The organism is Pseudomonas sp. MWU12-2029 (genome assembly GCF_023242425.1).
In the GTDB taxonomy this organism is placed as follows: domain Bacteria; phylum Pseudomonadota; class Gammaproteobacteria; order Pseudomonadales; family Pseudomonadaceae; genus Aquipseudomonas; species Aquipseudomonas kribbensis.
Genome location: NZ_JALJDY010000001.1, coordinates 680,237 through 694,191, shown reverse-complemented (window position 1 = coordinate 694,191; position 13,955 = coordinate 680,237). Strand labels below are relative to the sequence as shown.

At 60.5% G+C, this 13,955-nt stretch carries 16 protein-coding genes; 11 read left to right on the top strand and 5 right to left on the bottom strand.

Annotation, left to right across the window (positions count from 1 at the left end):
• Positions 1-35: 35 nt before the first annotated feature.
• Positions 36-587, bottom strand: coding sequence for an NUDIX hydrolase (locus M5B44_RS03375; protein WP_096819233.1), 552 nt, complete (start codon positions 585-587; stop codon positions 36-38).
• A 147-nt stretch (positions 588-734) separates the two neighbouring features.
• Between M5B44_RS03375 and M5B44_RS03370 the strand changes: the two genes are divergently transcribed.
• The 5 genes from M5B44_RS03370 to purT all read left to right on the top strand — a co-directional run bounded on the left by M5B44_RS03370 (position 735) and on the right by purT (position 4,095).
• Positions 735-1,334: a CoA pyrophosphatase gene (locus tag M5B44_RS03370; protein WP_085711654.1), complete on the top strand. Its 600-nt coding sequence runs from the start codon at positions 735-737 to the stop codon at positions 1,332-1,334.
• A gap of 47 nt (positions 1,335-1,381) precedes the next feature.
• Positions 1,382-1,906, top strand: coding sequence for a gamma carbonic anhydrase family protein (locus tag M5B44_RS03365; protein ID WP_034154816.1), 525 nt, complete (start codon positions 1,382-1,384; stop codon positions 1,904-1,906).
• Positions 1,903-2,115 (top strand): DUF1289 domain-containing protein, encoded by a 213-nt coding sequence (locus tag M5B44_RS03360; RefSeq protein ID WP_248738223.1) that lies wholly within the window; start codon positions 1,903-1,905, stop codon positions 2,113-2,115. The genes M5B44_RS03365 and M5B44_RS03360 overlap by 4 nt, the downstream gene beginning before the upstream one ends.
• A gap of 230 nt (positions 2,116-2,345) precedes the next feature.
• Complete coding sequence (locus tag M5B44_RS03355; protein WP_248738222.1) at positions 2,346-2,813, top strand: VUT family protein; 468 nt, start codon at positions 2,346-2,348, stop codon at positions 2,811-2,813.
• 100 nt (positions 2,814-2,913) lie between these two features.
• Positions 2,914-4,095 carry a formate-dependent phosphoribosylglycinamide formyltransferase gene (purT, locus tag M5B44_RS03350; protein WP_024011715.1) on the top strand — a complete coding sequence of 394 codons (1,182 nt, stop codon included), beginning with the start codon at positions 2,914-2,916 and terminating at the stop codon, positions 4,093-4,095.
• 46 nt (positions 4,096-4,141) lie between these two features.
• Here the strand turns inward: purT and M5B44_RS03345 are convergent, their stop codons facing one another.
• The 3 genes from M5B44_RS03345 to M5B44_RS03335 all read right to left on the bottom strand — a co-directional run bounded on the left by M5B44_RS03345 (position 4,142) and on the right by M5B44_RS03335 (position 7,760).
• The gene (locus tag M5B44_RS03345; protein ID WP_248738221.1) at positions 4,142-5,458 is read right to left on the bottom strand and encodes an MFS transporter; all 1,317 of its coding nucleotides are present in this window, start codon (positions 5,456-5,458) and stop codon (positions 4,142-4,144) included.
• 235 nt (positions 5,459-5,693) lie between these two features.
• On the bottom strand, positions 5,694-6,935 hold the full coding sequence (locus M5B44_RS03340; protein ID WP_248738220.1) for a transporter associated domain-containing protein: 1,242 nt from the start codon (positions 6,933-6,935) through the stop codon (positions 5,694-5,696).
• A gap of 12 nt (positions 6,936-6,947) precedes the next feature.
• Positions 6,948-7,760, bottom strand: a complete 813-nt coding sequence (locus M5B44_RS03335) for an inner membrane protein YpjD (RefSeq protein WP_085711648.1) — start codon at positions 7,758-7,760, stop codon at positions 6,948-6,950.
• A 209-nt stretch (positions 7,761-7,969) separates the two neighbouring features.
• On the opposite strand from M5B44_RS03335, the gene ffh reads away from it, so the two are divergent.
• From ffh to M5B44_RS03305, 6 genes are all read left to right on the top strand, one after another.
• A complete protein-coding gene (ffh, locus tag M5B44_RS03330; RefSeq protein ID WP_085711647.1) occupies positions 7,970-9,346 on the top strand; it encodes a signal recognition particle protein in 1,377 nt (458 codons plus the stop codon).
• A gap of 248 nt (positions 9,347-9,594) precedes the next feature.
• Positions 9,595-9,846, top strand: a complete 252-nt coding sequence (gene rpsP, locus M5B44_RS03325) for a 30S ribosomal protein S16 (protein WP_003198088.1) — start codon at positions 9,595-9,597, stop codon at positions 9,844-9,846.
• A gap of 5 nt (positions 9,847-9,851) precedes the next feature.
• Positions 9,852-10,388, top strand: coding sequence for a ribosome maturation factor RimM (gene rimM / locus M5B44_RS03320; RefSeq protein ID WP_085711646.1), 537 nt, complete (start codon positions 9,852-9,854; stop codon positions 10,386-10,388).
• Between the two features lie 2 nt (positions 10,389-10,390).
• Positions 10,391-11,143 carry a tRNA (guanosine(37)-N1)-methyltransferase TrmD gene (gene trmD, locus M5B44_RS03315; protein ID WP_085711645.1) on the top strand — a complete coding sequence of 251 codons (753 nt, stop codon included), beginning with the start codon at positions 10,391-10,393 and terminating at the stop codon, positions 11,141-11,143.
• A 45-nt stretch (positions 11,144-11,188) separates the two neighbouring features.
• Complete coding sequence (gene rplS, locus M5B44_RS03310) at positions 11,189-11,539, top strand: 50S ribosomal protein L19 (RefSeq protein WP_009047143.1); 351 nt, start codon at positions 11,189-11,191, stop codon at positions 11,537-11,539.
• A 91-nt stretch (positions 11,540-11,630) separates the two neighbouring features.
• On the top strand, positions 11,631-12,044 hold the full coding sequence (locus tag M5B44_RS03305) for an acyl-CoA thioesterase (RefSeq protein WP_248738219.1): 414 nt from the start codon (positions 11,631-11,633) through the stop codon (positions 12,042-12,044).
• A 24-nt stretch (positions 12,045-12,068) separates the two neighbouring features.
• Here the strand turns inward: M5B44_RS03305 and M5B44_RS03300 are convergent, their stop codons facing one another.
• The gene (locus M5B44_RS03300) at positions 12,069-13,880 is read right to left on the bottom strand and encodes a cation:proton antiporter (RefSeq protein WP_248738218.1); all 1,812 of its coding nucleotides are present in this window, start codon (positions 13,878-13,880) and stop codon (positions 12,069-12,071) included.
• Positions 13,881-13,955: the final 75 nt, after the last annotated feature.

Here is a 13,955-nt window from a genome sequence, read left to right as displayed (position 1 = left end):
TGCGCACGCGGGTTATCGGCCGGCTGGCGCTGAAATCAAGTGATGGCCGGCTGAGCGAGCGGCGGAATCGATTCCGAGCGCACGGGGTAAGTCTCGGCGCGGCGGTCAGCGAAGAAGCATTCTAAGGTACGGCCCACCGTGCGGAAAGCCAGCTCGTCCCATGGAATCTGCGCTTCGTCGAACAGTTGCACTTCGAGACTCTCGGGGCCGGCGGAAAAATCCAGGTCTGCGAGCTCGGCACGAAAGAACACATGCACCTGACTGATGTGCGGCACGTCGATCAGGGTGTAGATGCTCAGGTTGCGCACCCGGGCGCAGGCTTCCTCGGCGGTTTCGCGGATGGCAGCCTGTTCGATGGTCTCGCCGTTCTCCATGAAACCGGCGGGCAGCGTCCAGTAACCGAGACGTGGCTCGATGGCGCGGCGGCAGAGCAGGACTTTACTGCCCCAGGTCGCCACGCAGCCGGCCACGATATTGGGGTTTTGGTAGTGAATGGTCTGACAGCTGTCGCAGACAAATCGCAGCCGCGAGTCGCCTTCGGGAATGCGCTGGGTCACCGGGTTGCCGCACTGGCTGCAAAATTTCATGCTGGGGTTCCTGAATGCTGCGCCTATCTTGGCGTGCAGCGGTGTCAGTCGGCAAGTTGTCGTTTCGCGACATGTCCCTTGTTCAGGGCTTGGGCGGTCGCATTGATTGGTGCATGATGCAGGGCAAGGCACAGATCGAGAACACTTATGCTGGACGAGCTACTGCACCGGGTAAGCAATCACACGCCGCGCACGCTGGAGACCGACACGCGTTTCCCCGAGGCCGCCGTCCTGGTGCCGATTACTCGCAGTGACGAACCCGAGCTTGTCCTCACCCTGCGCGCCAGCGGGCTCTCGACCCACGGTGGCGAAGTCGCCTTTCCCGGTGGCAGGCGCGATCCGGAAGACCCGGACCTGATCTTCACCGCGCTGCGTGAAGCCGAAGAGGAAATCGGCCTGCCGCCGGGACTGGTCGAAGTGATCGGCCCGCTCAGTCCATTGATCTCCCTGCATGGCATCAAGGTCACGCCGTATGTCGGGGTGATTCCCGATTTCGTCGAATACCAGGCCAATGATGCCGAGATCGCTGCGGTGTTCAGTGTGCCCCTGGAGTTTTTTCGCAAGGATCCGCGCGAACACACCCACCGCATCGACTATCAGGGTCGCAGTTGGTACGTGCCGAGCTATCGTTACGGCGAATACAAGATCTGGGGGCTGACGGCGATCATGATCGTCGAGTTGATCAACCTGCTCTATGACGCCAAAATCAGCCTGCATCGACCGCCGAAAAGCTTTATCAATACCTGAAGCCATCGTTCGAATGGTCAGCCATCGTGAGCCCTGAGGAAAACAAGATGAAATATCGCCTGGGCGACGCCCGCGTCGAAACCCATCCGCAGAGCTGGGTCGCCCCCAACGCCGTGCTGGTGGGCAAGGTCAAGCTGGAAGAGGGCGCTAACGTCTGGTTCAACGCCGTGTTGCGCGGCGACAACGAACTGATCCTGATCGGCAAGAACAGCAACGTGCAGGATGGCACGGTGATGCACACCGACATGGGCTTTCCGCTGACCATCGGTACCGGCGTGACTATTGGCCACAACGCCATGCTCCACGGCTGCACGGTCGGCGATTACAGCCTGATCGGCATCAACGCCGTCATCCTCAACGGCGCGAAGATCGGCAAGAACTGCATCATCGGCGCCAATTCGCTAATCGGTGAAGGCAAGGAAATTCCGGACGGTTCGCTGGTAATGGGCTCTCCGGGCAAGGTCGTGCGCGAACTGACCGAGCCGCAGAAAAAGATGCTCGAAGCCAGTGCTGCGCACTATGTGCATAACTCCCAGCGCTATGCGCGTGATCTGGTCGAGCAGGAAGAATGACAACCCCGGAAAGACCTGTCGCCTCGCCGTGCGTGAGCATTTGCGCGCTGGACGAGGATGACATTTGCACCGGTTGCCAGCGCACGGTCGAGGAAATCACCCGCTGGAGCCGGATGACCAACGACGAACGGCGGGTGGTGCTCGGGTTGTGTCATGAGCGGGCGAAGGCCAGTGGATTGATTTGGATGTTGCCTTCTTTGAAGTCGTAATCAACCTTTAAAATGCCCTCACCCTAGCCCTCTCCCGAAGGGAGAGGGGACTGACCGAGCTGTTTTTCCGATCTACATCGACCTGAAATACCGAGTCGAACTCAAGATTTGAAAAGCCCTCGATCTGCTCCCTTTCCCCCTCGCCCCCTTGGGGGAGAGGGTTGGGGTGAGGGGGTGGCTCTTGATCTGCGGGTCCAGTAATCTGTGCGCCAAATTGACAGGTCACGCCCATGCTCTTCCTCATCGCTTACATCAGCAGCGTCGTGCTGATCAACTTCGCTTTCTCCACCGCGCCGCACCTGGACATCATCTGGTCGGCCTGGGGCGGGCTGGTGTTCGTGCTGCGCGACATGGTGCAGATCCGTTTTGGCCATGGCGCGATTGTGGCGATGCTGGCGGCGCTGGTGCTGTCCTATGTCACCTCCGATCCATCAATCGCGCTGGCCAGTGCCACGGCGTTTGCGGTGTCCGAGTGCATCGACTGGCTGGTGTTCAGCATCACCAAGCGTCCGTTGCGTGATCGTCTGTGGATCAGCTCGGCGCTGAGCATTCCCCTCGATACCTTTATCTTTTTCGGCATGATCGACCTGCTGACACCGCCGGTGATCATCACCGCCCTGGCCTCGAAGTTCGCCGGTGTGACTGCGGTCTGGCTGATCATGGCCTGGCGCGAACGCAAACAGGCTGTCGCCGGCTGAAGCCAAACCCTCAGGTTCATGTAAAATGCCGCGCTTTCTCCCCATGGAAAGCGCGTCTGGCGTTGCTTTCCTCGATGATCCGCTTCTTTGAGGACCTGAGATGACCCGTATCGGAACTCCATTGTCGCCGACCGCGACCCGCGTATTGCTGTGTGGCTGTGGTGAGTTGGGCAAGGAAGTGGTGATCGAGCTGCAACGCCTGGGCGTTGAAGTGATCGCCGTTGACCGTTACGCCAATGCGCCGGCCATGCAGGTCGCCCATCGCAGCCACGTGATCAACATGCTCGACGGCGCCGCCCTGCGTGCGGTGATCGAAGCCGAGAAGCCGCACTTCATCGTGCCGGAAATCGAAGCCATCGCCACCGCCACCCTGGTCGAACTGGAAGCCGAAGGTTTCACCGTGATACCGACCGCCCGCGCCGCTCAGCTGACCATGAACCGCGAGGGCATTCGTCGTCTGGCCGCCGAAGAGCTGGATCTGCCGACTTCGCCATACCACTTCGCCGACACCTTCGAGGACTACAGCAAGGCTGTTCAGGACCTGGGTTTCCCGTGCGTCGTCAAACCGGTGATGAGTTCGTCAGGCAAGGGCCAGAGCCTGCTGCGCAGCGCCGATGACGTGCAGAAAGCCTGGGACTACGCACAAGAGGGCGGTCGTGCCGGTAAAGGCCGGGTGATCATCGAAGGCTTCATCGATTTCGACTACGAAATCACCCTGCTGACCGTGCGTCATATCGGCGGCACCACGTTCTGTGCACCGGTCGGCCACCGTCAGGAAAAGGGCGACTATCAGGAATCCTGGCAGCCACAAGCCATGAGCCCGATTGCTCTGGCTGAGTCCGAGCGCGTTGCCAAAGCCGTGACCGAGGCGTTGGGTGGCCGTGGCCTGTTCGGCGTCGAGCTGTTCATCAAGGGCGATCAGGTGTGGTTCAGCGAAGTGTCGCCGCGTCCGCACGACACCGGTCTGGTGACCCTGATTTCCCAGGACCTGTCGCAGTTCGCCCTGCACGCCCGGGCAATCCTTGGTTTACCGGTGCCGCTGATCCGTCAGTTCGGTCCATCGGCATCGGCGGTGATTCTGGTGGAAGGCCAGTCGACCCAGACCGCATTCGCCAATCTTGGCGCTGCGCTGAGCGAGCCGGATACCGCGCTGCGCCTGTTCGGCAAGCCTGAGGTCAATGGCCAGCGCCGCATGGGTGTTGCACTGGCCCGCGACGAGTCGATCGAGGCCGCTCGTGCCAAGGCGACCCGTGCTTCCCAGGCGGTCGTTGTAGAGCTGTAATCTCGCTGTCTGATCGCTCCCGCCCGCGCGGGAGCGATCATTTCGCTTACGACACCTGATTCAGGTCGTTATGGCGCGTTTCCTTCAGGCACAGCACGGCGATCAAGCTGAGCACTGCCGCCCCCGATACATACCCGCCGACGTAACTCAAACCACCCATCGCCACCAGTTTCTGCGCAAAGAACGGCGCCGCCGAGGCTCCAACGATGCCGCCGAGGTTGTAGGCCGCCGATGCACCGGTATACCGCACGTGTGTCGGAAACAGTTCCGGCAGCAGCGCGCCCATCGGGGCGAACGTCACGCCCATCAGGAACAGCTCGATGCACAGGAACAGTGCCACGCCCCAGGTCGAGCCCTGAGTCAGCAACGGCTCCATCAGGAATCCGGAAAGAATCGCCAGCACACCGCCGACGATCAGCACCGGTTTGCGCCCGTAACGGTCACTGGCCCAGGCTGACAGCGGCGTGGCGGCTGCCATGAACAGCACGGCGAAGCACAGCAGACCGAGGAATGTCTCGCGGCTGTAGCCCAGCGTCGACACGCCGTAGCTCAGGGAAAACACCGTAGAGATGTAGAACAACGCGTAGCAGACCACCATGGCGGCAGCACCCAACAACGTTGGCGCCCAGTATTGGCTGAACAGCTCGACCAGCGGCACTTTCACCCGCTCCTGGCGGGCGATGGCGTTGGCGAACACTGGCGTTTCGTGGAGTTTGAGGCGCACGTACAGCCCGACCATCACAAGTACCGCACTGAGCAGGAACGGTATCCGCCAGCCCCAACTGCGGAACTGTTCGTCATTGAGCGTCATGGCCAGGGTCAGGAACAGGCCGTTGGCCGCCAGAAAACCGATCGAAGGGCCCAGCTGCGGGAACATGCCGAACCATGCCCGTCTGCCTTTCGGCGCGTTTTCGGTGGCCAACAATGCCGCGCCACCCCATTCACCGCCCAGTCCGAGACCCTGACCGAAGCGCAGCACACACAACAGGATCGGCGCCCATGCTCCAATGCTGTCGTAACCCGGCAGCACGCCGATCAGCGTGGTGCAGACCCCCATCAGCAGCAGCGAAGCCACCAGCGTGGACTTGCGCCCGATCCGGTCACCGAAATGGCCGAACAGCGCCGAACCCAGCGGGCGGGCGAGGAAGGCGATACCGAAGGTGAGGAATGCAGAGAGCATCTGCGCGGTGCCGGATGTCTGCGGAAAGAATACCGGCCCGATCACCAGTGCGGCGGCGGTGGCATAGACGTAGAAATCGTAGAACTCGATGGCCGTGCCGATGAAGCTCGCGGTGGCCACCCGGGTGGCGGAGTTGGCCGGTTGGGTCGGCGCGGTGTCGCTGTAAGCTGTGCTGGTCGTCATGCGGTGATCCCTGACAGTCATGAGCTCCATTGGAGCGAATTATTATGGTCGACTACCCGGGGATGTGGGATAGGGCGCGAGCGCTGTTTCAGGTAGGAACAGTCGTCGGTGTGATGCGGAAAGCGGCGATGAACCGGCCGGAACCTGTCAGGTGCGGGGTAAGCACGGGGTTCGGCGGGGCTTGGGTAAGCACCGCGATTATAGGAAGGTGGCTAACGATTGAACAAGGGGCGAGCTAGCGGACGGGAGTGAGTGCCGGTGCCGAGCTGGTGTGCCAGATGAGCACTTTGCTCACGCGGTTTTCCTCGGTTTCGAGGATCTCCAGGCGATAGCGCCCGATCTTCAGGCACACCGCGCTTTCCGGAATGGTTTCCAGCGCTTCGGTCACCAGGCCATTCAGGGTTCGCGGGCCGTCGCTGGGCAGATGCCAGCCCAGGCATTTGTTCAGTTCGCGGATCGATGCCGCGCCGTCGATCACCATGCGCCCGTCGGCCTGCGGATGGATGTGCGGGTTGTCGAGGCTGTGTTCGCTTTCGAATTCGCCGACGATCTCTTCGAGAATGTCTTCCAGGGTGACGATTCCCAGTACTTCGCCGTATTCGTCCACCACCATGCCCAGGCGCCGCTGCTGCTTGTGGAAATTCAGTAGCTGCAGTTGCAGCGGTGTGCTCTCCGGGACGAAGTACGGCTCGTAACTGGCGGCCAGCAGGGCTTCGCGGGTCAGGCTGTGATCGTCCAGCAAATGACGGACCTGCCGGGTGTTGAGGACCGCCTCGACCTGGTTGATGTCGCTGTGGAAGACCGGCAGGCGGGTGCGTTTGTTGTGGCGCAATTGCTCGATGATCTCTTCGATCGGATCGTCGAGATTAATGCCGTCGACGTCACTGCGAGGCACCAGGATGTCGTTGACCGTGATGTTGTCCAGTGCATGGATGCCGGAAACCGGGTGCGGGCGAGACGGGTGTTCCGGATCGTCATGGCGCTCCGCGGGGACATCGTCTTCGCTCTGCTGCACGACCTGAGGTTTGCGCACCAGCGGACGTAGCAGCAATCCACTGATGCTGCTCAGCAGCCATGCGAGCGGATAGATCACTTTCAGCGGCACTGCCAGCAACGTGTTGCCGAATGACAGCACGGCATCCGGATAACGTTGGGCGAGGGTGCGCGGGAAATAGTCGGCAAACACCAGCAAGACGGCGCCGGCACCCAGGGTGGCTGCCCAGGGACCATTTTCTTCACAAAGGAAAATCGCCAACAGCGTGGCAAGCACCACGGCGAGGGCGCGGCACAGGGTGTTGCACAGGATCAGGCTGTCGAGCGGGAAGCTGAGCTTGGCCAGTGGTTTGTCACTGGCGCGCGACGCGGTGCGTTGTGCCAGCAGATGCTGTTGCGCCACTTCGATGGCGGTAAACAGCCCCGACCAGAGAATCAGCAGGACAAATACCGCGAGCATCGGCCCTATGGGCAAACCGTCCATTTATGCCGCCCGTCAGATGTGCAGGATGTATTCACGGACCAGTTTGCTGCCGAAATACGCCAACATCAGCAGACAGAAACCGGCGAGGGTCCAGCGGATCGCTTTGTGGCCGCGCCAGCCCAGGCGGTTGCGGCCCCACAACAGCACGCTGAACACGATCCAGGCCAGGCAGGCCAGCAGGGTCTTGTGCACCAGGTGCTGGGCAAACAGGTTCTCGACGAACAGCCAGCCGGAAATCAGCGACAGCGATAGCAGCGTCCAGCCGGCCCAAAGGAAGCCGAACAGCAGGCTTTCCATGGTTTGCAGCGGCGGGAAGTTCTTGATCAGCCCGGACGGGTGCTTGTTCTTGAGTTGGTGATCCTGCACCAGCAGCAACAAGGCCTGGAACACGGCGATGGTGAACATGCCGTAGGCGAGGATCGATAGCAGGATGTGCGCAAGAATGCCCGGCTCCTCGTCGATGATCTGCACGGTACCGGTTGGCGCGAACTGCGCCAGCAACACAGTGATCGCCCCCAGCGGGAACAGCAGGACCAGCAGGTTTTCCACCGGGATCCGCGAGCAGGCCAGCAGGGTCAGGGCGATGACCGCTGCGGCAATCAGGCTCGAAGCACTGAAGAAGTCCAGGCCCAGACCGATCGGCGTCAGCAGGTGAGTCAGCAGGCTGGCACTGTGGGCCAGCACGGCGAGCACGCCAAGCGTGACCAGCAGGCGCTTGTTGGCCTTGGCGCCGGTGGCCAGGCGGGTGCCCTGATAGAGGGTCGCAGCGGCATAGAGAAGGGCGGCGGCGAGGGTGGTCAGCAAACTCGGTGACAAGGGGAGCATAAATCCTGTTAGGCAAGCCCGAAAGGCGCTGAGTTTGGCATAGAACGGTCATCGCACGAAAGACCGGCAAGCTGACAGCGAGGTGTCCGCCAGACGCAGTCTTCGCTATAATCCGCGACCTGCCCACGCCGCAGGCTCGCCGAGTACATGTTGATTCCGGTCCGGGCCGCCATTATCCCGGTCTACACAGGGCCTGAAAGGATCGCGCAATGTTTGAAAACTTAACCGACCGTCTCTCGCAGACGCTGCGCCATGTCACCGGCAAGGCGAAACTGACCGAAGACAACATTAAAGACACCCTGCGTGAAGTGCGCATGGCGTTGCTCGAAGCCGACGTTGCCCTGCCGGTGGTCAAGGACTTCGTCAATTCGGTCAAGGAACGTGCAGTCGGCACCGAGGTGTCGCGCAGCCTGACGCCGGGCCAGGCGTTCGTGAAGATCGTCCAGGCCGAGCTCGAAAGCCTGATGGGCGCGGCCAACGAAGACTTGAACCTGAGCGCCGTGCCGCCTGCCGTCATCCTGATGGCCGGTCTGCAGGGCGCCGGTAAAACCACCACCGCCGGCAAGCTGGCGCGCTTCCTTAAAGAGCGCAAGAAGAAGTCGGTCATGGTCGTGTCGGCGGACATCTATCGTCCTGCCGCTATCAAACAGCTGGAAACCCTGGCCAACGACATCGGCGTGACGTTTTTCCCGTCCGACCTGAGCCAGAAGCCGGTCGACATCGCCAACGCGGCTATTAAAGAAGCAAAACTGAAATTCATCGACGTGGTCATCGTCGATACCGCCGGTCGTCTGCACATCGACGAAGAGATGATGGGCGAGATCAAGGCGCTGCACGCCGCGATCAACCCGGTCGAAACCCTGTTCGTGGTCGACGCCATGACCGGTCAGGACGCCGCCAATACGGCCAAGGCCTTTGGCGATGCACTGCCGCTGACCGGCGTGATCCTGACCAAGGTCGACGGTGATGCCCGTGGCGGTGCCGCACTGTCCGTTCGTGCCATCACCGGCAAGCCGATCAAGTTCATCGGTATGGGCGAGAAGACCGAAGCCCTCGACCCGTTCCACCCTGAGCGTATCGCCTCGCGGATCCTCGGCATGGGCGATGTGCTCAGCCTGATCGAACAGGCTGAAGCGACCCTCGACAAGGACAAGGCCGACAAACTGGCCAAGAAACTGAAGAAGGGCAAGGGCTTCGACCTCGAAGACTTCCGCGATCAGCTGCAACAGATGAAGAACATGGGCGGCCTCGGCGGCCTCATGGACAAGCTGCCGAGCATCGGTGGCGTCAACCTGTCGCAGATGGGCAATGCCCAGAGTGCGGCAGAGAAGCAGTTCAAGCAGATGGAAGCCATCATCAACTCCATGACCCCGGCCGAGCGCCGCGACCCCGAGCTGATCAGCGGTTCGCGCAAGCGTCGGATCGCCATGGGTTCCGGCACCCAGGTGCAGGACATCGGTCGCTTGATCAAGCAGCACAAGCAGATGCAGAAAATGATGAAGAAATTCTCCGCCAAGGGCGGAATGGCGAAAATGATGCGCGGCATGGGCGGAATGCTGCCCGGCGGCGGCATGCCAAAACTGTAAAAGAACTCGCCGGTCGTCGCACCGGCGCAGTCCCGCATGGATGCGGGATCCACAGCAAACCCGCATACGGCGGGAGCTGACTGGCCGTTTTCATTGACGGCTCTACCGCAAATCAGCACGGCATGCCATAGGCGCCGGAAAAAGTCATTTGCAAAAGTCCGGATATTCCTTAGAATATGCGGCCTTTCGGGCACCCATGCCCGCTGTGCATTTAGATTTGCAGCACCGACTACAGGAACGATGTTCACATGCTAACAATCCGTCTTGCCCTTGGCGGCTCCAAAAAGCGCCCGTTTTACCACCTGACCGTAACCGACTCCCGCAACCCGCGTGACGGTTCCCACAAAGAACAGGTTGGTTTCTTCAACCCTGTTGCCCGTGGTCAGGAAGTTCGTCTGTCCGTGAACCAAGAGCGCGTAGCCTACTGGCTGAGCGTTGGTGCACAGCCTTCTGAGCGTGTTGCTCAGTTGCTGAAGGAATCGGCTAAGGCTGCGGCCTGAGCAATATGAACGCGACGCCTGCTGTTGCCGATGATTTGATCGTTATTGGCAAAATTTATTCTGTTCACGGCGTTCGCGGCGAAGTGAAGGTTTATTCCTTTACTGATCCGACTGAAAACCTGTTGCAGTACAAAACCTGGACGCTCAAGCGCGAAGGCAATGTCAAACAGGTCGAGCTGGTCAGTGGACGCGGGAGCGACAAGTTCCTGGTCGCAAAGCTCAAGGGTCTTGATGATCGTGAAGAAGCTCGTCTTCTGGCCGGTTACGAGATCTGCGTGCCGCGCAGCCTGTTCGCTGAATTGACCGAAGGCGAGTACTACTGGTACCAGCTGGAAGGTCTGAAGGTCATCGATACGCTTGGGCAACTGCTCGGAAAAATCGATCATCTTCTGGAAACCGGCGCCAATGATGTAATGGTAGTCAAGCCTTGCGCTGGCAGCCTGGATGATCGCGAACGCCTGTTGCCCTATACGGAGCAATGCGTGTTGGCAGTCGACCTCGCAGCGGGCGAGATGAAGGTGGATTGGGACGCGGACTTCTAAGCGTGGCTAACTTGCGCGTAGAAGTGATCAGTTTGTTTCCCGAGATGTTTTCCGCCATCGGCGACTACGGCATCACCAGTCGAGCGGTCAAACAGGGGCTCTTGCAGCTGACCTGTTGGAATCCGCGGGATTACACGACGGATCGGCATCACACTGTGGACGATCGCCCGTTTGGCGGTGGTCCGGGCATGGTGATGAAGATCAAGCCCCTGGAAGATGCTCTGGTTCAGGCCAAGGCAGCAGCCGGGGAGGCGGCGAAGGTGATTTACCTGTCCCCCCAAGGCCGTCAACTGACTCAGTCGGCGGTACGCGAACTGGCGAAATCGGATGCATTGATCCTGATTGCCGGTCGCTATGAAGGCATTGACGAGCGTTTTATTGATGCTCATGTCGATGAAGAGTGGTCGATTGGGGACTATGTCCTGTCTGGCGGCGAGCTGCCGGCGATGGTCCTGATAGATGCGGTTACACGACTGCTGCCCGGAGCTTTAGGGCATGCGGACTCCGCGGAGGAAGATTCCTTCACGGATGGTTTGCTGGATTGCCCGCACTACACCCGACCGGAGGTGTATGCGGATCAGCGTGTTCCCGACGTATTGCTAAGTGGCAATCACGCACACATCCGGCGTTGGCGTTTACAGCAGTCCCTTGGTCGGACCTATGAACGACGCGCCGATCTTCTGGAAAGCCGCTCGCTTTCTGGAGAAGAGAAGAAGCTGCTCGAGGAATACATCCGCGAGCGGGACGATAGTTAACAACGTATCGATGGTAGATCCGACGATTTACCTTAGGAGCACAGCATGACCAACAAAATCATCCTTGCACTCGAAGCAGAGCAGATGACCAAAGAGATCCCAGCCTTTGCCCCGGGCGACACCATTGTCGTTCAGGTGAAAGTGAAGGAAGGCGATCGTTCCCGTCTGCAAGCGTTCGAAGGCGTTGTAATCGCCAAGCGTAACCGCGGCGTGAACAGTGCGTTCACCGTTCGTAAAATCTCCAACGGTGTTGGCGTAGAACGTACTTTCCAGACCTACTCCCCGCAGATCGACAGCATGGCTGTTAAACGTCGCGGTGACGTACGTAAAGCCAAGCTGTACTACCTGCGCGACCTGTCGGGTAAAGCAGCTCGCATCAAGGAAAAACTGGCTTAAGTCCAGCTTCCGATGCAGAAAAAAGCAGCCTACGGGCTGCTTTTTTGTTGTCCGCAATTTATCCACAGCACCATTGCTTCAGGCCGTATCCATGACATCTCGCGAGCAAGAAATCGAACGCCGCACCGAGCTCTCGGTGACCCGCGTGACCAAGGCGGTCTTCCCGCCGACCACCAATCACCACAACACCCTGTTCGGCGGCACCGCCCTGGCCTGGATGGATGAAGTGTCGTTCATCACTGCCACGCGTTTCTGCCGTTTGCCGCTGGTGACGGTCTCCACCGACCGGATCGATTTCAACCATGCGATCCCGGCAGGTTCCATCGTCGAGCTGGTCGGGCGGGTGATCAAGGTCGGCAACACCAGCCTCAAGGTCGAGGTGGAAGTGTTCGTTGAAAGCATGAGCTGCGACGGGCGTGAGAAAGCCATTCACGGGCAGTTCAGCTTCGTTGCCATTGATGATGACAAGCGGCCAGTGCCCGTGCTGCCGGGCTTCGCGGTCTGATCAAGCACCGAGCCGTGATTGGATTTATGCTCCGCCGCTGACCTCAGGCTGAATCAACGCCAGCAACGTCCACCCCGGCCCCGGTTTCAGCACGGTCTCCGGCGTCACCACGTGCACCCAGCCACTGTCATCGCGCATGAAAAGCAATGTCGCGCGGTTGCCATGCAGCGCCCGGTAATCGTCCCAGCCAAACCCGTCCGTCAGCGTCGTGCTGTACAGATCGGCGCCCTGGCCCAACTGGCTGGCCAGCCTGGCGTAAGTCAGCGCCTCGCTCCCCAGTTGATTGCCGCGATGTTCCAGGCTGGCGCGGTGCTTGTCGCTGCGGCGGCTTTCATGACCACTGGCCAGTCCGAACAGGCGTTGATGGCCAAAGTCATGTCGAAAGCGCATGGCTGCCAGCGTATTGAGTTCGCCGGACGGTGACAGCGCCAGCAAATGCCCCAGCCCCACCAGGTCCAGGTGCGCATCGGCATGCTGCGAGGCCGGATTACCGAAGTAGGTCGGCAAACCATCCATGCGCGCCGCCCGAATGTTTTCCCAGCTTGAATCGGTGAGCAACACCCGGCTGCCGAGTTGTTGCAGCGACTTGCCGAGCAGGCGCGCCGGACCGTTTGCACCAACGATGAGGAAACCGCTGGGTGCCGGTTCCGCTACTTTCAACAGGCGCGCCAGTGGTCGGGCAGTCGCACTTTGCAGCACGACGGTGCCGATGATCACGGCGAAGGTCAGCGGCACCAGCAACAGCGCGCCTTCATGGCCTGCTTCATCCAGGCGAATCGCAAAGATCGCCGAGACTGCTGCCGCAACGATCCCGCGCGGGGCGATCCAGCACAGCAATGCACGCTCACGCCAACTCAGGCTCGAACCGGCGGTACTCAAGACTACGTTCAGCGGTCGGGCAATCAGCTGGATCACCAGCAACAGAATCAGCACCAGCGGTCCGAGACCGATCAGCGCGTTCAGGTCCAGCCGCGCCGCCAGCAGAATGAACAACCCGGAAATCAGCAGCACGCTGAGGTTTTCCTTGAAGTGCAGAATGTGCCGCACATCCACGCCCTTCATGTTCGCCAGCCACATGCCCATCAGCGTCACCGCCAGCAGCCCGGATTCGTGCATGGTCTGGTTGGCGGCGATGAATATCCCCAGCACTGCTGCGAGCGATGCCAGATTGTGCAAATACTCCGGCAGCCATTGACGCCGAATGATCGTACCGAGCAGCCAGCCACCGGCGATGCCGAACGCGCTGCCGCAGACAATCACCCCGCCGAACGTGAGCAGGCTCTGTTCCAGGCCATGGCCTTCGGTCCGGGCAATGATGAAGCTGTAGACCACCACCGCGAGCAGCGCGCCGATCGGGTCGATCACAATCCCTTCCCAGCGCAGGATGTTGGCGATCGAAGCCTTCGGTCGTACCACGCGCAGCATCGGCACGATCACGGTCGGGCCGGTCACCAGGGTCAGGCTGCCGAACAGGATGGCGAGCAGCCAGTCGAAGCCCAGCAGCCAGTGAGTCGCCACCGCAATCACTGTCCAGGTCGATAGCGCGCCGAGGGTCACCAGCCGATGCACGACGCTGCCGATCTCGCGCCACTCCGACAGATGCAGGGTCAGGCTGCCCTCGAACAGGATCAGCGCCACTGCCAGTGACACCAGCGGCATCAGCAGCGGACCAAACATTTCCTGCGGGTCGAGCCAGCCCAACACGGGGCCGGCGAGAATGCCGGTCAACAGCAGAAACAGAATCGCCGGCAACTTCAGCCGCCACGCCAGCCATTGACAGCCCAGAGCGGCAGCACCGATACCGCCGAAGGCCAAGAGAATTTGCTGCTCGTTCATTGAAGCTCCCTGTTCCTTGAAATAGCGGGCTATGAAAGACTAGCGAGCCTTTCAACCGTTCACTGTTTATTTGCG